At 70.9% G+C, this 18,457-nt stretch carries 16 protein-coding genes; 5 read left to right on the forward strand and 11 right to left on the reverse strand.

The features are described 5' to 3' along the window. The first annotated feature begins 55 nt into the window (after positions 1–55). Positions 56–1,486: a pyruvate kinase gene (gene pyk, locus ACQUQD_RS13165; RefSeq protein ID WP_428952241.1), complete on the forward strand. Its 1,431-nt coding sequence runs from the start codon at positions 56–58 to the stop codon at positions 1,484–1,486. A 99-nt stretch (positions 1,487–1,585) separates the two neighbouring features. On the opposite strand, the gene ACQUQD_RS13170 is transcribed toward pyk, so the two are convergent. From ACQUQD_RS13170 to ACQUQD_RS13185, 4 genes are all read right to left on the reverse strand, one after another. Next, positions 1,586–2,758 (reverse strand): hypothetical protein, encoded by a 1,173-nt coding sequence (locus ACQUQD_RS13170; RefSeq protein ID WP_428952242.1) that lies wholly within the window; start codon positions 2,756–2,758, stop codon positions 1,586–1,588. A gap of 94 nt (positions 2,759–2,852) precedes the next feature. Continuing rightward, complete coding sequence (locus ACQUQD_RS13175; RefSeq protein ID WP_428952243.1) at positions 2,853–3,413, reverse strand: DUF6114 domain-containing protein; 561 nt, start codon at positions 3,411–3,413, stop codon at positions 2,853–2,855. Positions 3,414–3,569: 156 nt separating this feature from the next. After that, complete coding sequence (locus ACQUQD_RS13180; protein ID WP_428952244.1) at positions 3,570–4,187, reverse strand: DUF6230 family protein; 618 nt, start codon at positions 4,185–4,187, stop codon at positions 3,570–3,572. Positions 4,188–4,828: 641 nt separating this feature from the next. After that, complete coding sequence (locus tag ACQUQD_RS13185) at positions 4,829–5,806, reverse strand: tetratricopeptide repeat protein (RefSeq protein ID WP_428952245.1); 978 nt, start codon at positions 5,804–5,806, stop codon at positions 4,829–4,831. 296 nt (positions 5,807–6,102) lie between these two features. On the opposite strand from ACQUQD_RS13185, the gene ACQUQD_RS13190 reads away from it, so the two are divergent. Further along, a complete protein-coding gene (locus ACQUQD_RS13190; protein WP_428952246.1) occupies positions 6,103–6,720 on the forward strand; it encodes a TetR/AcrR family transcriptional regulator in 618 nt (205 codons plus the stop codon). A gap of 221 nt (positions 6,721–6,941) precedes the next feature. Here ACQUQD_RS13190 and ACQUQD_RS13195 read toward each other — a convergent pair whose 3' ends face one another. Both ACQUQD_RS13195 and ACQUQD_RS13200 read right to left on the reverse strand, forming a co-directional pair. Further along, positions 6,942–7,940, reverse strand: coding sequence for a GDP-mannose 4,6-dehydratase (locus tag ACQUQD_RS13195; protein ID WP_428952247.1), 999 nt, complete (start codon positions 7,938–7,940; stop codon positions 6,942–6,944). Then, positions 7,937–9,070 carry a UDP-N-acetylglucosamine--N-acetylmuramyl-(pentapeptide) pyrophosphoryl-undecaprenol N-acetylglucosamine transferase gene (locus ACQUQD_RS13200; protein ID WP_428957544.1) on the reverse strand — a complete coding sequence of 378 codons (1,134 nt, stop codon included), beginning with the start codon at positions 9,068–9,070 and terminating at the stop codon, positions 7,937–7,939. The genes ACQUQD_RS13195 and ACQUQD_RS13200 overlap by 4 nt, the downstream gene beginning before the upstream one ends. Before the next feature lie 88 nt (positions 9,071–9,158). On the opposite strand from ACQUQD_RS13200, the gene ACQUQD_RS13205 reads away from it, so the two are divergent. Both ACQUQD_RS13205 and ACQUQD_RS13210 read left to right on the forward strand, forming a co-directional pair. Further along, complete coding sequence (locus tag ACQUQD_RS13205) at positions 9,159–9,872, forward strand: response regulator transcription factor (protein ID WP_428952248.1); 714 nt, start codon at positions 9,159–9,161, stop codon at positions 9,870–9,872. Then, positions 9,869–11,239, forward strand: coding sequence for a sensor histidine kinase (locus ACQUQD_RS13210; RefSeq protein WP_428952249.1), 1,371 nt, complete (start codon positions 9,869–9,871; stop codon positions 11,237–11,239). Before ACQUQD_RS13205 ends, ACQUQD_RS13210 begins: the two co-directional genes overlap by 4 nt. Positions 11,240–11,257: 18 nt before the next feature. Here ACQUQD_RS13210 and ACQUQD_RS13215 read toward each other — a convergent pair whose 3' ends face one another. The 4 genes from ACQUQD_RS13215 to ACQUQD_RS13230 all read right to left on the reverse strand — a co-directional run bounded on the left by ACQUQD_RS13215 (position 11,258) and on the right by ACQUQD_RS13230 (position 15,250). Beyond that, entirely contained in the window at positions 11,258–12,343 is a 1,086-nt protein-coding gene (locus tag ACQUQD_RS13215; RefSeq protein ID WP_428952250.1) for an alpha/beta fold hydrolase, read from the reverse strand. 215 nt (positions 12,344–12,558) lie between these two features. After that, positions 12,559–14,259 (reverse strand): acyl-CoA mutase large subunit family protein, encoded by a 1,701-nt coding sequence (locus ACQUQD_RS13220; protein ID WP_428957545.1) that lies wholly within the window; start codon positions 14,257–14,259, stop codon positions 12,559–12,561. Positions 14,260–14,342: 83 nt separating this feature from the next. Then, on the reverse strand, positions 14,343–14,684 hold the full coding sequence (locus tag ACQUQD_RS13225) for a DUF3817 domain-containing protein (protein ID WP_428952251.1): 342 nt from the start codon (positions 14,682–14,684) through the stop codon (positions 14,343–14,345). Between the two features lie 56 nt (positions 14,685–14,740). After that, a complete protein-coding gene (locus ACQUQD_RS13230; RefSeq protein ID WP_428952252.1) occupies positions 14,741–15,250 on the reverse strand; it encodes a MarR family winged helix-turn-helix transcriptional regulator in 510 nt (169 codons plus the stop codon). Positions 15,251–15,422: 172 nt separating this feature from the next. On the opposite strand from ACQUQD_RS13230, the gene ACQUQD_RS13235 reads away from it, so the two are divergent. Continuing rightward, entirely contained in the window at positions 15,423–16,460 is a 1,038-nt protein-coding gene (locus tag ACQUQD_RS13235; RefSeq protein WP_428952253.1) for a glycoside hydrolase family 6 protein, read from the forward strand. 28 nt (positions 16,461–16,488) lie between these two features. On the opposite strand, the gene ACQUQD_RS13240 is transcribed toward ACQUQD_RS13235, so the two are convergent. After that, positions 16,489–18,456, reverse strand: coding sequence for a galactose oxidase-like domain-containing protein (locus ACQUQD_RS13240; protein WP_428952254.1), 1,968 nt, complete (start codon positions 18,454–18,456; stop codon positions 16,489–16,491). Position 18,457: the final 1 nt, after the last annotated feature.

Below are 18,457 nucleotides of genomic sequence, written 5' to 3' on the forward strand. Positions count from 1 at the left end.
TAGATTCCACCAGACGGAATATTCCGTAGCGAAACAAACCGATAGGATCGCCCCCATGCGCCGTTCCAAAATCGTCTGCACGCTGGGCCCCGCCGTCGACTCCGAAGAGCAGCTCGTCTCGCTGATCGAGGCCGGCATGAATGTGGCCCGCTTCAACTTCAGCCACGGCACCCACGCCGAGCACCAGGGCCGCTACGACCGCGTCCGCGCGGCCGCCGAGAAGACGGGCCGCGCGGTGGGCGTGCTCGCCGACCTCCAGGGCCCGAAGATCCGCCTGGAGACCTTCGCCGAGGGCCCCGTCGAGCTGGTGCGCGGTGACGAGTTCACCATCACCACCGAGGACGTCCCGGGTGACAAGTCGATCTGTGGCACGACGTACAAGGGGCTGCCGGGCGACGTCTCGCGCGGTGACCAGGTCCTGATCAACGACGGCAACGTCGAGCTCAAGGTGATGGACGTCGAGGGCCCCCGGGTCAAGACGATCGTCATCGAGGGCGGTGTCATCTCCGACCACAAGGGCATCAACCTGCCCGGCGCGGCCGTCAACGTCCCGGCCCTGTCCGAGAAGGACATCGAGGACCTGCGCTTCGCCCTGAAGATGGGCTGCGACATGGTCGCCCTGTCCTTCGTGCGCGACGCCAACGACGTGAAGGACGTCCACAAGGTGATGGACGAGGAGGGCCGCCGGGTCCCCGTCATCGCCAAGGTGGAGAAGCCGCAGGCCGTCGCCAACATGGAGGGCGTCGTCGCGGCGTTCGACGCGGTGATGGTGGCCCGTGGCGACCTCGCGGTCGAGTACCCGCTGGAGAAGGTCCCGATGGTGCAGAAGCGCCTCGTGGAGATGTGCCGCCGCAACGCCAAGCCGGTGATCGTCGCGACCCAGATGATGGAGTCGATGATCACCAACTCGCGCCCCACCCGCGCCGAGGCCTCCGACGTGGCCAACGCGATCCTGGACGGCGCCGACGCGGTCATGCTGTCCGCCGAGTCCTCGGTCGGCGCGTACCCGATCGAGACCGTCAAGACGATGTCGAAGATCGTCAAGGCGGCCGAGGAGGAGCTGCTCTCCAAGGGCCTGCAGCCGCTGGTCCCGGGCAAGAAGCCGCGCACCCAGGGCGGTTCCGTGGCCCGCGCCGCCTGCGAGATCGCGGACTTCCTGAACGGTGAGGCGCTGGTCGCCTTCACGCAGTCCGGTGACACGGCCCGCCGGCTGTCCCGCTACCGCGCGGCCCAGCCGATCCTGGCCTTCACCACGGACCAGAACACCCGCAACCAGCTGTCGCTGAGCTGGGGCGTCGAGACGTACGTCGTGCCGCACGTGGACTCCACCGACGCGATGGTCGAGCTGGTCGACGCCGAGCTGGTGAAGCTGAGCCGCTTCAACGACGGCGACACCGTGGTCATCACGGCCGGCTCGCCCCCCGGCGTCCCCGGCACCACCAACATGGTCCGGGTGCACCACCTGGGCGGCGGCGACCGCGACTGACCGCGGTACCGCCCGGAACACGCACCGAGGGCGCCTCCTGTACGAGACAGGGGGCGCCCTCGGCGTTGTGCGGCTCCCGAACGGGTCCTGAAGGTACGGTCAGCTGTCCTCGACCGTGGTGTGCAGCCCGGGCACGTGCAGGTTCCCGCCGAACTGCGCGGCCTGCGTGACCTTCACGTTGGTGAAGTACAGGATCGGCAGGTTGATCGGCGGCGGGTTCTTCGCGTTGAACGTCATGGGGATGAGCCCGAGCAGATTGCCCGAGAGCTCCTCCGTGTACATCGTCGTCTTCCCGTCCCGGATGGTCGACGTGGAACCCTTGTCGGACCGGATGTGGAAGTACTTGCCGTCCGGGCCGGGGGCGATCTGGTGCAGATCCCCGATGTCCGTACCGTTCGAGATGATGTACTTCATCACGCGCTTGGTGGTGCCGTCGGCCATCCGGACGTCCACGAGGCCCTTGTAGTCCGCGCCCTTCAGCAGGAGCGAGCTGGCCTGCAGCTTCCAGACGTCGTTGGGCAGCTGCGCCGGGGTGTCCTCGTCGGCTCCCGCGGCGTCGGTCGCGACCGGGCAGTCGTCCGGGATGCCACTGGCGCTCGGGGACGGGGTCGCCGCCTCCTCGGCCTTCTTCGCGGCGTCCTCGGTGGCCTTGTCGACGCTGTCCTTGGTGTCCTTGACCGCGTCGCCGGCCCTGTCGGTGGTGTCCTTGACCGTGTCCCCGACACCGTCGACGGTGTCCTTGACCGCGTCGCCGACGTCCTTGGACCCGGACTCCGACGCCGACGGGCTGGGAGTCGGCTCGGCCGTCTCCTTGTCCTTCGGCGTGAACAGGTCCTTGAGCGCGTCGCCGACACCCAGCGGGTCGAGCGGGTTCTTGGTCTCGGACGCCGAGGGCGACGGCGTGGCCGTGTCCTTGCTGTCGTCCGCGCCGGACTTGGTCCCGGAGGAGGCCGACGGCGAGGGAGTCGGCTGCGCCGTCTCCTTGTCGTCCGCGCCGCCCGCGCCGGAGTCCGCGTCCTTGCCGCCGTCCTTGTCCGTGGAGGCCGAGGCCGACGGCGTCGGGGTCTTGGACTCCTCCGCCTTGTCCTTGTCCGCGGCGGTGCCGTCCTTGGCGTCCCGCTCCGCCTCCACCGCGTCGGCGCACGCCTTGTAGTCGTCCGCCGAGAACTTGGTCGGGTTGTCCTTGGCCGCCGCCAGCGTGGGCGTCAGACCAAGTCCCATCAGTACGGCCGTGGGCATGGCCGCGATGGCTATCGCCTTGCCCGCGGGCATGTGCAACCTGGTGAACAGGTGCTTCCTCGGTGCTGCATGCCGCGGCCCGGTTCTCGCACGGGACTCCAAGAGCGAGTCCTCGTGGTGCACCTCGTCAGCCGGCACGGTGCCTCCCGTTCGTCCCGTTGTCCGGGCTCGTCCCTGACACGTCGTCGTTTGCGCCCGCGACCCGATAGGTGGCACCCGCGATCGGCGGCACGACGTTCGGGTCGTCCGACCCGGCGCCGTCACCGCCCTGCGCGGCCGTCTTCTCCTGCGGCCTGCCCGGAGCCCAGGAGACGCCGAGAGCGCCACCGATGAGGGCGAGCAGGAAACCGATGACGAAGCCTCCGAAGTTGGAGACCACCAGGGAGACCAGGGCGAGAAGAATCGCCGCCACACCCGCGAACACCCGGGAGTGCGGCTGGAACCACATCGTCAGGCCGAGCACGACCAGCAGGACGCCGATGATGAGCGACCCGGCTCCCGCCGTCGTCGCCATCCGAATCGTCATGCTGCCGAGCGTCAGATTCGCGTACGGGAAGTACATGATCGGGATGCCGCCGAGAATGGCCAGCAGGCCACCCCAGAACGGGCGCTGACCGCGCCACCCTCGGAACGATTGGCGCATGTGACCAAGCTTCGGGCCCAGCCCTGCGTGCGCTTCGGCGCTCATGTCGTACAGCTCCTCGGGAATGGCGTTGATCTGTGGTGACGATGGCTGTCCGGATACGGGCACGGGGACGGCCCGGAGCGTTTCCCGCACGTCCCCGCGCCCGGCCGTTCAGCACATCAAGTGCCTAGTCCCGGGCCCGCTTCGGACCCTTGTGGACTAGTAGCACTCGTTCTTGCCCTTCGAGACACTCATCTTGAGGCCGGAGAGCTGGAAGGTGCCGGCCGTCGTGGCCCACGCGCGCTGCTGGACGTTCTCGAAGTGCACCGAGTCGGCCTGCTGGGCGAACGAGTTCGGGTCGGCCTTGTCGCCCTGGTGGATACCCGGGCCCTTGTTGGCGTCACCCGCCGCCACACCGATGTCGATGTTCTTGAAGGTCGCGTCGGCCTTCAGGTCATCGGCGTCGATGTAGAGCGTCTTGGCCTTGACGGGGTTCTTCGGGTCGCTACCGGCCGACAGCTTCATCGACACGTCGCCGAAGACCGGGACCGGGACGACGACGGACTGGCAGAGATTGTTGATCGTCGCCGACTTCATGCCGACCACGGCGACCGGGTGGACACCCGTCTTGCCACTGTCGATGGCGCCGTACTGGGCGAAGCCCTCGCCATCAAGAGAGTCCGCCGTCACCTTGAACGACTGACCGGAAACGCTGAACGATGCCGCAAGCGCGCCCTGGGACAGGGCGACACCTATCGCGGCAGTCGCCGCGACGCTCGGCACCATGACTACGGCGAACCGCTTCCATCTGGTTCCGCCACGAGTCACGGACTTCATGACTGTTCCTCCTTCTCGGACGTACATCTCCGGCCCTGACTGCCCCTTGCGGCGGCTCAGCCGGGCAGGGATGGGAGAAGTGCTACGTCCTCGGGAAGGAGAGCGCCCGCATCGGAGGCGCGCATCCGCACCCTGATCACCGGCGATCACCCCCGAGCGACAACCACTGGTCGCACCTGAGCCATCACGCGCAACCTGCCGGACAGGCTCAGCCGGACGGCTGAGACCCCCCTGTCCCAGATCAGCGGCGCTCCCCTTGGTTCCGCCGCCGACCTGCCCGGTGGGGACCCAACAACCCCGCTGCCCGAATGGCTGTCGGACGGTGGGAAGTGGACCGAGCGTGCCCGATCGTGGTGCATTCCCGGCGCTCGCACAAGGGGGTTCGTTACTCACGGGTAACGGACGGATAACCGAACCACGACCGCCCGGCATCGGACAGCAACACAGGGTGCCGTCAACCGAGTTACCAATGTGGTTGATTCAGTGACCAAACCGGGCAGAAGGATGCCCTCGACTTACTCCAAGTAACAGCGGCCGCGTTTACCAAGTTTTGGTAAAGCGCGGCCGCTGTGCGCCTCTGGAGGCAGAACTTTCACCCCGGCATCACAAGCCGTGGCGTTTACGGACAGGTCACCGGCGGCTCAGAAAAGAACCCGGGCCAGAGCCGTACGGGCCGTGGTCACGCGGGGGTCGTCGGACCCCACGACCTCGAACAGTTCGAGGAGCCTGACCCGCGCCGTGTTCCGCTCGTCGCCGGCCGAGCGGGCCACCACGTCGACGAGCCGCCCGAAGGCGTCCTCGACATGACCGCCCACCAGGTCCAGGTCGGCCGCCGCGATCTGCGCCGCCACGTCGCCCGGCTTCTCGGCGGCGTCCTTGCGGACCTGCTGCGGGTCGAGGTCCTGCACCCGCTGCAGCAGCTCGGCCTGGCCGAGGCCGAGCTTGGCCTCGGTGTTGCCGGGGTCGTCGGAGAGCACGTTCTTGTACGCCTGGACGGCGCCCGCCATGTCACCGGCGTCAAGGGCCTGCACGGCCGCTTCGAGCAGCGCGTCGTACGGACCGGCCGGAGCCTCCACGACCGGTGCGGCGCCCTCCGCATCCCCGGCGTTCCCGTCGACGACGATGCCGGTGAGCCCGAAGCGCTCCTCGGCGACCTGGATCAACTGGTCGAGGGTGCCGCGGATCTGGGCCTCGGGGGCCGCACCCTGGAAGAGGGGCAGCGCCTGGCCGGCGACCACGGCGAAGACGGCCGGGATCCCCTGGACCCCGAACTGCTGCATCAGCATCTGGTTGGCGTCGACGTCGATCTTGGCGAGCACGAAGCGGCCGTTGTACTCGGCGGCGAGGCGCTCGAGCAACGGGCTCAACTGCTTGCAGGGCTCGCACCACTCGGCCCAGAAGTCGATGACGACGGGCACTTCGGTGGAGCGCTGCAGTACGTCGCGCTCGAAGTCCGCCTCACTGACGTCGATGACGAGGCTCGACGGGGACACGGCCCCGCCGCCGCCCTGCCGGGCCGCTTCGGCGCGCGCCTGCTCCGCCTTCGCCTTGGCCTCCTGGGCCGCCTTCACCGCGGCGAGATCGACGACTCCGCTCATGGACATGTTCCGTGGCTGCATGCGTACAGTCTCCCCCCTCCGCGGACGGTTGTGGGCCGGGTCCGCCTCCGTCGCCTCCCGCCGGATTGCGAGACGTACGGAGCGGACTCGGCCGGGACGCTCGGCGCCGGGTCCCCACCCGGCACCAGTGGTTGCCGCTCGCCGGGGCCGCTCGGGGTGCAGAGCCGAGTCGGTCGTACGAGATCGAGCTTTCGCTACGCGTCGTAGCGTAACTGCCGGGGCTCCGCCGATGGAACCCGGTTCCGGTGATCTGCCTCACGCACGCCACTTTCCCTACCGGCCGGTATGGTCCGATCATGCAGAGCCGCAGCCCGTCCCGTACCGGTCGCCCCCGATCCGCCGCAGCGGACGAGGCGATCCTGGAGGCGACGCGCGCTGCCCTGGTCGATCTCGGCTGGTCGAAGCTGACGCTGGGCGACGTGGCGACGCGGGCGGGCGTCGCGAAGACGACGCTGTACCGGCGCTGGGCCGGCAAGAACGAGCTCGTCGTCGACGCGGTCGCGGTCCTGTTCGACGAGCTGGAGCTTCCCGACCGGGGTTCCCTCGCCGCGGACATCGAGGGCGTGGTGCTCCAGTTCGCGGCGATCCTGGACCGGCCCGAGACGAAGACGGCGCTGATGGCGGTGGTCGCCGAGTCCACGCGGGACGCTCCGCTGCGGGAGCGGATCCGGACGTCGATCGTGGACCGGCAGAAACGATTGGTGCTCCTCGGCCGGGCGCGCGCCGAGCGGCGCGGGGAGCTGCCCGCGCCGCCGGACCCGGTGGCCGCGGCGGCGACGGCGGATCTCATCTTCGACGTGGCGGCCGGGGCGGTCGTGCACCGGACGCTGGTCAGTGCGGAGCCGGTCGATGCGGAGTGGGTGCGCAGGTTCACGGCGTTGCTGCTGGGTGGTCTGGCGGCCGCGTCCGAGTAGGTGCCGGTGCGGTGGGGCGTGTCGGTCGCGTTGTCGGGTGCGGGCCGGTGGGGCTTCTCGCGCAGTTCCCCGCGCCCCTGAGGCATGCAGCTTCGCTGCTGCCTCATCGATGAGATGCCGCACGAAGTGCGCATCTCAGGGGCGCGGGGCTGTATCCGATCAGCGACTCCGCCGCAGGGCGCTAGCAGCCACGACGCAAGCCGCACCCGACCACCGGGGAGCTAGACCTGGTACCGAGCGGGAGCGAATCGGTCGAGGTTCGACGCCACCCACTCCGACGTCCGCTTCAGCCCCTCCGTCAACGAGAACTCCGGCTCCCAGCCCGCCCATTCACGCGCCCGCGTGTTGTCCGACAGCAGGCGATGGACCTCGCTGCCCGAGGGGCGGAGGCGTGCCGTGTCGGAGACGATGCGGGCGTCGCGGCCCGAGGCCGTGATCAGGGCCTGGGCCAGGTCGCCGATGGAGATCTCCTGGCCCGTGCCGAGATTGACGACCCGGCCGAGCGCCCGGTCGCACTCGGCGACCGCCATGAAGCCCCGCGCCGTGTCGCAGACGTACGTGAAGTCGCGGGTCGGGGTCAGCGAGCCGAGCTTGATCTCCCGTGCCCCGGCGTGCAGTTGGGCCAGGATCGTCGGGATGACGGCCCGCGCGGACTGCCGCGGGCCGTACGTGTTGAAGGGGCGGACCACGGTCACCGGGAGTTCGAAGGCGTGCCAGTGCGAGAGCGCCATCATGTCGGCGCCGATCTTCGACGCGGAGTACGGGGACTGCGGCTGGAGCGGATGCTCCTCGGAGATCGGGGCCGTGAGCGCCGTGCCGTAGACCTCGCTGGTGGAGGTGTGGACGAGGCGGCGGACGGCGTGCCTGCGGCAGGCCTCGGCGACGTTCTCCGTGCCGACGACGTTCGTCTGGACGTACGCGCCCGGGGAGTCGTACGAGTACGGGATGCCGATCAGCGCGGCCAGGTGGAAGACGGTGTCGCAGCCGGCGACGGCGTCCGCGACGCGGCCGGGGTCGCGGACGTCGCCCGCGAGGATCTCCACCCGGGGGTCGTCGAGCAGATGCGCCAGATGGCCCTTCTCCGCGTACGGCTTGTAGTGGACGAAGGCCCGGACGTGCGCGCCCGCGTCGAGGAGCAGGTCGACGAGTGTCGAGCCGATGAAGCCCTCGGCGCCGGTGACGAGTACGGTCCGGCCGGTCCAGGTGGACGTGGTGCTCATATGTACTGCAACTCCCTTGGTTGTCCTGCCAGTTCGAGTACGTGGTCCGCCAGGAGATCGGCCGCCCTGGCGTGCGGCCCGGCGGGTGCGGCCGACGACATCGCCGCGAGCCGCGCCGGATCGGCGAGCAGCGGTTCGACGAGGGCGGCGAGGGTGCCGGGGGTCGCCTCCGCGTCCGGGAGCAGCAGCCCCGCGCCCGCGTCGGAGAGCACCCGCGCGTTGTGGGTCTGGTGGTCGCCGGGCGCGTGCGGGTACGGGACGAGGACCGCGGGCACGCGCGTCGTGGCGAGTTCGGCGACGGTCGCGGAACCGGCCCGGCACACCACCAGGTCGGCGGCCGCGTAGGCGAGGTCCATCCGGTCGAGGTAGGGCACGGCGACGGCGGAGGTGCCGAGCAGCCGACGCCGGGTGTCCTCCAGCGCGGCCGGGCCGGTCTTGATCAGGAGGTGGACGTCGGCGCGGCCGCGCCAGCGCCCGGCCAGGCCCACCGCCGCCTCGGTCAGCCGGGCGGCGCCGAGGCTGCCGCCGTTGACGAGGACGAGCCGGGCGCCGTCGGGGACGCCGAGTGCGCGACGGGCGGTGTCCCGCAGGGAAGGCCGGTCGAGGTCGGCGAGGGCCGCGGCGATCGGCATGCCGGTGGTGAACGCCCGGGTGCCGCCCGGCAGATGGGCCCGGCTGCGGTCGAAGGCGACGGCGATGTGCGGGGTGAGGCGGGCGGCGAACCGGTTGGCGCGGCCGGGGACCGCGTTGGACTCGTGGATGAGGCTGGGCAGTCCGGCCGTGCGGGCGCCGACGATCACCGGCGCGCTCGGGTAGCCGCCCATGCCGACGGCGACCTGGGCGCCCTGCTCGCGCAGGACGGCCCTGCACTGGGCGCCGGACTTCATCAGCGCCGCGGGAAGGAGGTAGCGGCGGGCGCCGAGGGCGGGGTCGAAGGGGATCATGTCGACGGTGTGGAGGCGGTACCCGGCGTCCGGGATCAGCCGGGTCTCCAGGCCGCGTTCGGTGCCGACGAACGAGATCACCGCGTCCGGGACGGCCCGGCGCAGCGCGTCGGCGAGGGCGAGACCGGGGTAGATGTGCCCGCCGGTGCCGCCCGCGCCGATGACGACGGACAGAGGGGTGCGCAGGGCGCTGCGCGAGTCGCTTCGCATGAGAAGTGAGCGTCGCGGGCCGCTCTAAGAGGGTTTTAAGAGCCCGGTTTGGCACCTTTGTGCCATGACGACAGGGAACACACCCGCCCCGGCTCGGATCCTGGTCGTGGACGACGACCCCGAGGTCCGTTCTGCGGTCGAGGACGCGCTGACGGTGGAGGGCTACCGGGTGGCGTCCGCGCCGGACGGCCAGCGGGCGCTGACCGCGCTCGCCCGCTGGGAGCCGGACGCCGTCGTCCTCGACGTGATGATGCCGGTCCTGGACGGGCTCGCCGTGTGCCGTCAGATGCGCGCCGTGGGGGACCGCACGCCGGTGCTCGTGCTGACCGCCCTGGACTCGGTGAGCGAGCGCGTGGACGGCCTGGACGCGGGCGCGGACGACTACCTGGTCAAGCCGTTCGCGCTCGACGAGCTCACGGCGCGGGTACGGGCACTGCTGCGCCGCGCGGCACCGGGTCCGGAGCCCGACGACTCGCCCGGCGCACTGGCCTACGGGGACCTGGTCCTCGACCCGGCGACGCGCACGGGCCGGCGCGGCGGCCGGGCCCTGGAGTTCAGCCGCACGGAGTTCGCGCTCCTGGAGGTCCTGGTGCGCAACGCCGGGCAGGTGCTGCCACGGGACGTGATCCAGCAGACGGTGTGGGGCCGCGACTTCGGTCCGGACTCCAACTCCCTCGCGGTGTACGTGGGGTATCTGCGGCGCAAGCTGGAGACGCCCGGGGAGCCGCGCCTGGTCCACACGGTCCACGGCGTCGGCTACCGGCTGGGCACCCCGTGAGCCGGGCCCGGATCAAGGACCGCACGCCGCTGCGCACCCGGCTCGCGCTGCTCGCCTCCGCCACGGTCGCGCTGATCACGGTGGGCGTGTGCGCGGCCTCGTACGCCGTGATCCGCTACGAGCTCGGCCACCAGCTCGATCTGCAGCTCACCCAGGCGGCGACCCTGGCCACGCAGCAGAACCGGGGCGAGCCGCCCGGCGTGCTGTCCGGCGAGTGCCGTTTCCTGGCGGCCCCGGCCTGCGCGCAGCTCGCCCCCGCGGACCCGGCGGACGACCCGCGGGAGCCGTACCTGCTGCCGGTCGCGGACAGCACGCGCGAGGTCGCGGCGGGCACGCGGGCCCCGTACTACACGGACCTGACGCTGCAGGGGCACCGGGTGCGGATGCTCACCACCCCGTACACCGCGGGCGAGGGCAAGGCGCTGCAGGTGGCGCTGCGTTCGGACACGACGGCGAAGGGGCTGCGGCAGGCGACCGCGCTGCTGGCCGCGATCAGCCTGGCGGGGATCGCGCTGGCGGCGGCGGGCGGGTACTGGGTGTCGCGGCGGGGTCTCGCGCCGGTCGCCCGGCTCACGGCGACGGCGGAGCGGATCGCGCAGACGCGGGACGCCCGGCTGCGCATCGACCTGCCGCCGGGCCGCCGGGACGAGGTGACGCGCCTCGCCGCCTCGTTCAACACGATGCTGGGCGAGCTGGAGGACTCGGTGACGGCCCGCCGCCGCCTCGTCGCGGACGCCTCCCACGAACTGCGTACGCCGCTGACCGCGCTGCGCACGAACGCGGAGCTCCTCGCCCGCGCGGACCGTCTGACACCGGCCCAGCGCGACCGGGCCTCGGCCGCGCTGGGCCGCCAGATCCATGAAGTGACGTCTCTGGTGAACGACTTGATCGAGCTGGCCCGTGACGAGGAGCCGCGGCCGCTGGTCGAGGAGGTGGCGCTGGCGCCGCTGGTGACGCACGCGGTGGAGGCGGCCCACGCCCACTGGCCGCTGGTCGCCTTCACGCTCACGGTGGCGCCGGAGGCGGCGTCGGCCACGCTCCCCGGCGTCCCGTCCCGCCTCTCCCGCCTGCTGGCGAACCTGCTCGGCAACGCGGCCAAGTTCAGCCCGCCGGGCGCCGAGGTCGAAGTGACGTTGTCCGCGGGGGACTTGACCGTACGGGACCACGGCCCCGGCATCGCGCCCGAGGACCTCCCCCATGTCTTCGACCGGTTCTACCGCGCCGAGGCGTCCCGCGCGCTGCCCGGGTCGGGGCTCGGTCTGGCGATGGCCCGGCAGATCGCGCAGGCGCACGGGGCGGAGCTGACCGCGCAGGCGGCGCCGGGCGGCGGGGCGCTGTTCCGGCTGGCGTTCCCGCCCCGCGCATGAGGCCTGCCGGGCCGGGCGTCAGTCGTTCCAGGCACAACTCCCGAGCGTGGCGCGCTTCTTGGCGACGAGTCGGTCCGCCTCGACCGCCGGGAGGGCGCGGGTGTGCCCCCCGCGGCAGACGACGGTGCGGTCCGCGCGGCCGGCCAGGTCGACCAGGATCTGGTCCCAGTGGCGGTACTGGACGTCGTGGCCGGAGTCGGCGTACGTACGGGTCTTCACGGTGGCGCCGGACGGGAGCTGAGCCCGCCAGGTCTTGAGCGTGGCGGGCGGGACGGTCGTGTCCTTGTCGCCGCCGTACAGGTGGACGGACGCGGAGAGCTTCGACAGGTCGGGGCCCGGGCGCTCGCAGTACAGCTTCTGCTCGTGCACCTGCGGCGCCGGGTCGGCCTGCTGGCCGCGCTGGTTGTACGTCCGTGCGCCGTCCTCGTACGCGGTGTCGGCGAAGCCGGGGATCGACTTGACCGGGCTGTCGTCCGGGAAGGCCCACCACGTGCGCGGGTCCTTGATCTGGTCCTTGACGGCGGCGGCGAGCGCGTCGTCGGACAGGCCGCAGTAGGCGGGCTTCGTGCCGTAGGGCGGGAGCGCGGCGGCGAGGTGCAGGGCGGAGACGCGTCCGGGGGCGCTGGCGGCGAGCTCGGCCGCGTACGGGCCGCCGCCGGATATCGCGACCACCTTGAAGTCCTTCACGCCGAGCCGGTCGAGGACGTCGAGGGCGTCGGCGGCGAAGTCGGCCTTCCCCAGGGCGGGGTCGTAGTCGGTGTCGCCGAAGCCGTTGCGCTCGACGGAGATCATCCGCAGCCCCAGATCCTGTCTGGTGGTGCGGAAGAAGTCGGTCATGTGGACGGCGCGGGCGCTGGTCCCGGTGCCGCCGATGTAGAGGACCGGGGTGCCGTCCGCGGGGCCCGAGTCGGTGTAGTGCGCGGTGCGCCCGCTCGGCAGCTTGGCCGCGTGCACGTCCGGGCCGAGGGAGTCGAACGTGTTCTGCACCTTCGGCTCCGCCGGCGGACTCGCGCTCACCGCGCCGGATCCGCCGATGGCCACGCCGCCGAGGAGGGCGAGGGTGGCTATGGCGGCGGTGGTTGCGGTGCGGCTGGGGCGGGGCATCGGCACGGGTGACTCCAGTGGCGGCGGGTGTACGTGACGTGCCGCGCCTACCCTGCCGGGGCCGGGGGATGCCGTTTGCGTCTGCCTGGTTCTGTCGTGTCGCGGGCGAACGGTGGGCGGGGGCTTCTCGCGCCTCCAGGGGCGCGGGGAACTGCGCGAGAAGCCCCACCGGCCCGCACCCGGCAACGAGACGTCACCCGGCAGACGGGAGACCGCTAGAACCCGGCCGGCTCCGTGTACACGCCCCACTCCTCGCGGAGCACCCCGCAGATCTCGCCCAGCGTCGCCTCCGCCCGCACCGCGTCGAGCATCGGCCCGATCATGTTGGACCCGTCGCGCGCCGCGCCGAGCATCCGGTCCAGCGCCTCGCGCACAGCGGCGTCGTCCCGGGACGACTTCCGGTCGCCGAGAACCCGTACCTGCTCGCGCTCCACCTCATGACTGACCCGCAGGATCTCCAGGTCACCGGTGACGGAACCGTGGTGGACGTTGACGCCCACGACCCGCTTGTCGCCCTTCTCCAGGGACTGCTGGTACTGGAAGGCGGACTCGGCGATCTCCCCGGTGAACCAGCCGTCCTCGATGCCGCGCAGGATCCCGGACGTGATGGGCCCGATGGGGTGCTGCCCGTCGGGGTGCGCCCGCAGCCCGCGCTCCTTGATCTGGTCGAAGATCTTCTCGGCGTCGGCCTCGATGCGGTCGGTGAGCTGCTCCACGTACCAGGCGCCGCCCAGCGGGTCCGCGACGTTGGCGACGCCGGTCTCCTCCATGAGCACCTGCTGGGTGCGCAGCGCGATCTCCGCCGCCTGCTCGCTGGGCAGCGCGAGCGTCTCGTCCAGCGCGTTCGTGTGCAGCGAGTTGGTGCCGCCGAGGACCGCGGCGAGGGCCTCGACCGCGGTGCGTACGACGTTGTTGTAGGGCTGCTGGGCGGTCAGGGAGACGCCGGCCGTCTGGGTGTGGAAGCGCAGCCACTGCGCCTTGTCGCTGGTCGCCCCGTACACGTCGCGCATCCAGCGGGCCCAGATGCGCCGGGCCGCGCGGAACTTGGCGATCTCCTCGAAGAAGTCGAGGTGCGCGTCGAAGAAGAAGGACAGGCCGGGGGCGAAGACGTCCACGTCGAGGCCGCGGCTCAGGCCCAGCTCGACGTAGCCGAACCCGTCCGCGAGCGTGTACGCCAGCTCCTGCGCGGCCGTCGAACCGGCCTCGCGGATGTGGTAGCCGGAGACCGACAGCGGCTTGTAGGCCGGGATGGACGCGGCGCAGTGCTCCATCAGGTCGCCGATCAGGCGCAGATGCGGCTCGGGCTGGAAGAGCCACTCCTTCTGCGCGATGTACTCCTTGAAGATGTCGGTCTGCAGCGTGCCGTTGAGGACCGCCGGGTCGACGCCCTGCCGCTCCGCCGCCACGAGGTACATGCAGAACACGGGCACGGCCGGGCCGCTGATCGTCATCGAGGTCGTGACGTCGCCCAGCGGGATGTCCCGGAACAGGACCTCCATGTCGGCGGCCGAGTCGATGGCGACACCGCAGTGCCCGACCTCGCCGAGCGAGCGCGGGTCGTCGGAGTCGCGTCCCATCAGCGTCGGCATGTCGAAGGCGACGGAGAGGCCGCCGCCGCCCGCGGCCAGGATCATCTTGTACCGCTCGTTGGTCTGCTCGGCGTTGCCGAACCCCGCGAACTGGCGGATGGTCCAGGTCCGGCCCCGGTAGCCCGTCGGGTGGAGGCCGCGCGTGAACGGGTACTCGCCCGGCCAGCCGATCCGCTCGAACCCCTCGTACGTGTCCCCGGGCCGTGGTCCGTAGACCGGCTCGACCGGGTCGCCGGAGAGCGTCGTGAAGTCGGCGTCCCGCTTGCGGGCGGAGTCGTACCGGGCCTGCCAGCGGCGGCGGCCCTCTGCGATGGCGTCAGCGTCCATGCTTCCCATGCACTCCAATTTACTAGGACGTCCTAGTAAATGTCGATGGGCAACCGCTCGCACATCGTGCGAGCGGTGGGGTGTTACGCCTTGGCCAGCTTCGCGTCGTCGCCGTCGGCGACCTTGGCGTCCAGCTCCGCGGAGATCTTGCGCTCCACGAAGAACGCGGCCGTCGGGATGGTGCCCGCGATCAGCACCCACAGCTGCTTGCCGACCGGCCACTTCGCCTTGGACCCGAGGTCGAAGGCGAACACCAGGTAGAGCACGTACAGCCAGCCGTGCGCGATGGCGATGACCCGGGTGACGTCACCGGCGCCGTCCATCTCGAACGCGTACTTGGCGATCATGCCGAGACACAGGAGGACCAGGAGCACACCGGTCACGTAGGCCATGATCCGGTAGCGGGTCAGCACGCTCTTCTTCATGGGTCGAGCGTAACCGCCCGTTTTGCGGGATCTTCAGGCGGGCCCGGTGGCCTCGCTCACTCCTCGTCGAAGTCGTGCGCCGCCACCCGCAGGGGCCGCAGCATCGCGAAGATCTCGCCGCACTCCTCGGCGTCGTACACCCCGAGCCCGAAGTCCATCGCCATCAGGTCGGCGGTCGCCGCGTCGACGACCTCGCGGCCCTTGTCGGTGATGGTGGCGAGGGTGCCGCGGCCGTCGTTCGGGTTGGGCCGCTTGTCGACGAGGCCCGACTTCACGAGCCGGTCCACCGTGTTCGTGACCGACGTCGGGTGCACCATGAGGCGCTCGCCGATCTTCGACATGGGCAGCTCGCCCGCCTTGGAGAAGGTGAGCAGCACCAGCGCCTCGTAGCGGGCGAAGGTCAGCCCGTAGGGCTTGACGACGGCGTCGACCTCGGCCAGCAGGATCTGGTGCGCGCGCATGATCGAGGTGATCGCGCCCATGGACGGCACGGATCCCCAGCGCTGCTTCCAGAGTTCGTCGGCGCGGGCGATCGGATCGAAGGCAAGACTGAGCGGCTTCGGCACGCCTCCGACCCTACCGGCCGGTCACATGCTGGTCAGCCCCGTCCCACTCTTTGGCCGGTTGCCTCGCACACGGCCCGCTGGGCCGCGGCGGCAATCCCCCTTCACAGCCGTCCCTTATGCCACGATTGCCGGAATCCGCCGTTGATCGAACCGCTCCGAACCAGGGGTCAGGATGTCCGTCCCGTCCACCCGTACACCGGCACGCACGCTCGCCCTCGCCACCGCCGCACTCCTCCTGTCCACCCTCGCCACCGGCTGCTCCGACGGCGGCGGGCCCGACTCCGCCGCCGAGGCCGGGGGCCAGACCGCCCCCACGAAGCAGGCCGCCGACTCCTCGCCGTTCTGGGTCGACCCGGCCTCGGCCGCCGCCGTCCAGGCCGACCAGTGGGAGAAGCAGGGCCGCGCCTCCGACGCTGCCGTCATCCGGCGCATCGCCCGGCACCCTCAGGCCATGTGGGCACCGGGCGACTACCCCCGGCCCGCGATCGCGCAGGCCGGGGCGCAGGCCGAGCGGTCGGACAAGACCCTGGTCCTGGTCGCGTACAACATTCCGCACCGCGACTGCGGACAGCACTCGGCGGGCGGGGCGCACGACGCGGCCTTCTACTACCAGTGGATCGACGCGTTCGCGACGGGCATCGGTGACGCCAAGGCGCTCGTCGTCCTGGAGCCCGACGCGCTCGGGCACATCGTCGACGGCTGCACCCCGGCCGAGTACCAGGAGGAGCGCTACCAGCTGATCTCCGGGGCGATCGACCGGCTGAAGAAGCAGCCGCACACCAAGGTGTACGTCGACGCGGGCAACCCGGCCTGGATCCCCGACGCCGGCAAGCTCGTCGAGCCGCTGCGCCGGGCCGGGGTCGACAAGGCGGACGGCTTCGCGCTCAACGTCTCCAACTTCCAGACGGACAAGGCGAGCACGGCCTACGGGCGCGGGCTCTCGCAGCGGCTGGGCGGCACCCACTTCGTCGTCGACACCAGCCGCAACGGCATCGGCCCCTACGCGGACGGCCAGGCGGACGCCTGGTGCAATCCGCCCGGCCGCGCGCTGGGCTCCGCCCCGACCACGGACACCGGCGACCCGCTGGTCGACGCGTATCTGTGGGTCAAGCGGCCCGGGGAGTCGGACGGCTCGTGCCGGGGCGGTCCCGCGGCCGGGACATGGTGGGCGGACTACGCGCTGGGGCTGGCCCGCAACGCGCAGTCCTGACGCCCGCCACCGTCCCGGGCCCCGCTCCTCAGTCGTCGGCGCCGCCGACCTTCACCCACTTCGCCTCGGACGTCACACCGTCCGCGTCCGAGACGAACAGCATGTACCAGCCCGGCGGGACCAGCGTCGGGTCCTTGGGGACGTCGACCGTCACCGAGCCGTCGCCCTTCGTCACGCCCACGTCGATCGAGCGCTGCTCCACGTCCGTCGTGTGGGTGACGGAGGACGGGCGCATCAGCCGCGCCTTGACGATCCGGTCGGCCTGGTCCGTGCGGTACGTGGCCCTGCCGTCCGACGGCAGGGTCTCGGGACCCGCGCCGAGCGAGGGGCGCTTGTCGCCGCCGCGGTGCAGCGCGGGCGGGGTGTAGATCTCCATGCGCTGCTCGAAGTGGCCGAGCTTGGTGTTCTGCTCGTTGTCGTACAGCGGGTCCGAGCCGAAGGTGGCCACACGCCCGTCCGGCAGCAGCAGCGCCTCCGAGTGGTAGTTGCGGCCGACCGTCGGGGACGCGGCGTCATGGAACGCGTTGTCCTTGGGGCTGTAGAACTGCGCCTTGAGGATGTTGCTGGCGCTGCGCCCGCGGTAGTCGGAGGAGCCGTTCGTGGTGAACACGGAGTCGTCCGGCATGATGACGCTGTTCAAGTACCGCGTGCCCTGCGGGAGTTGGGGCCCGGTCTTGAAGGACGGGTTGTCCTCCTTCAAGTCCACCACCGCCGTGCGCGAGGTCGCCTTCTTGGACTCGCCGACCCCGCCGCCGCCCAGGATCATGAACTTCTGGTCCTGCGCCGGGGGCAGCATCAGTGACGCCGACGTCTCCGTCTGGTCCGTGTCCGTCAGGCCCGGCACCTTCTCGAACTTGTTCGTCTTCAGGTCCCACAGGCCCGGCACCCGGCCCTTGTCGGCCGGCCCGTACCCGGCGTTGGAGGCCGGGTAGAAGAGCTTGCCGCCCTTGGTGAGGAAGAGAGCGGGGTAGGTGGGGAAGTACCGCTTGGGCCCCATCGTCCACTTCTTCGTCTTCGGGTCGTAGATCTCGTTGTCGCCGGGGTCGATGACACCGACGTCGTCGAGCCCGGACACCGCGAGGACCTTGCCGTCCTCCAGACCGACCAGGGTCGGGTACCAGCGGGCCTTCTCCATCGGGTCGACCGGTACGTACTTCTCGGCGACGGGGTCGAACTCGTAGGCCGCCCTGATCCCCTGGAAGTCCTCCTTGTCCATGGTGATCTTCTCGGAGAGCCCGTAGACGTTGTCGGCCTCGTCGCCCCTGAGGCCCTCGACCTCGTACTGCGCCTGCTTCTTCGTCTCGAACTGCTTGCCGTCCTGGGTGGCCTGGACGAAGACGCGGGCCTCGCTCGCCTTGATCTTCGTCTTCCAGGGCTGCATGACACCGGCCCGGTTGTACGTGATGTCGAAGGACCGCTTCGCCTTGGGCACGGTGACGTCGAACTGCGAGACGTACGTGACGCCCGACGGCGAGCGGAACCTGGTGCCCTTCTTCAGCACGACCTCCTTGTCCGGGCTCTCGTTCTTGACCCGCATGCCGCCGCCGGCCCGCTTGACCTCGCCGTCGAGCAGCTCGTAGCGGGCGGTGCCGCCCGCCACCAGGAGCCGCCCGTCGGGGAGCTGGGCGTGCCCGGAGCAGAAGAAGTCCTCGGGGGTGGCGATCTTCTTGAAGGTGTTCGCCTTCGGGTCCCACAGGACGGTGTCGAAGGAGCCCGCGTCGAACTTCTTCTGCTCGTTGCCTGACCCGGCGACGATCAGCACCTTGCCGGTGTGCAGGAGCGTCGCGTGGATGGCGTTGGTGCGGAACTCCTCGGGGATGTCGACCGACGACCACGAGCCGTACTTCGCCTGGTAGCCGGGCTGGGCGATCTTCCAGTCGTAGTACTGCTCGGAGGCGAAGGTCCAGGCGGCCGGGGCGTTCAGGCCGACGAGGAGGGTGATACCGCCCGCTCCCAGGACCGTCTTCTTCATGCGCTTGGAAGGCCGGTAGGCCATG

Origin of the sequence: Streptomyces sp. cg35, assembly GCF_050410835.1 — a bacterium.
Classification (GTDB): domain Bacteria; phylum Actinomycetota; class Actinomycetes; order Streptomycetales; family Streptomycetaceae; genus Streptomyces.

Bases quoted from the DNA above. Each gene is read 5' to 3' on its own strand.
- pyk (WP_428952241.1), top strand. From the start codon at position 56: ATGCGCCGTTCCAAAATCGTCTGCACGCTGGGCCCCGCCGTCGACTCC.
- ACQUQD_RS13170 (WP_428952242.1), bottom strand. From the start codon at position 2,758: ATGCCCGCGGGCAAGGCGATAGCCATCGCGGCCATGCCCACGGCCGTA.
- ACQUQD_RS13175 (WP_428952243.1), bottom strand. From the start codon at position 3,413: ATGAGCGCCGAAGCGCACGCAGGGCTGGGCCCGAAGCTTGGTCACATG.
- ACQUQD_RS13180 (WP_428952244.1), bottom strand. From the start codon at position 4,187: ATGAAGTCCGTGACTCGTGGCGGAACCAGATGGAAGCGGTTCGCCGTA.
- ACQUQD_RS13185 (WP_428952245.1), bottom strand. From the start codon at position 5,806: ATGCAGCCACGGAACATGTCCATGAGCGGAGTCGTCGATCTCGCCGCG.
- ACQUQD_RS13190 (WP_428952246.1), top strand. From the start codon at position 6,103: ATGCAGAGCCGCAGCCCGTCCCGTACCGGTCGCCCCCGATCCGCCGCA.
- ACQUQD_RS13195 (WP_428952247.1), bottom strand. From the start codon at position 7,940: ATGAGCACCACGTCCACCTGGACCGGCCGGACCGTACTCGTCACCGGC.
- ACQUQD_RS13205 (WP_428952248.1), top strand. From the start codon at position 9,159: ATGACGACAGGGAACACACCCGCCCCGGCTCGGATCCTGGTCGTGGAC.
- ACQUQD_RS13215 (WP_428952250.1), bottom strand. From the start codon at position 12,343: ATGCCCCGCCCCAGCCGCACCGCAACCACCGCCGCCATAGCCACCCTC.
- ACQUQD_RS13220 (WP_428957545.1), bottom strand. From the start codon at position 14,259: ATGGACGCTGACGCCATCGCAGAGGGCCGCCGCCGCTGGCAGGCCCGG.
- ACQUQD_RS13225 (WP_428952251.1), bottom strand. From the start codon at position 14,684: ATGAAGAAGAGCGTGCTGACCCGCTACCGGATCATGGCCTACGTGACC.
- ACQUQD_RS13235 (WP_428952253.1), top strand. From the start codon at position 15,423: ATGTCCGTCCCGTCCACCCGTACACCGGCACGCACGCTCGCCCTCGCC.
- ACQUQD_RS13240 (WP_428952254.1), bottom strand. From the start codon at position 18,456: ATGGCCTACCGGCCTTCCAAGCGCATGAAGAAGACGGTCCTGGGAGCG.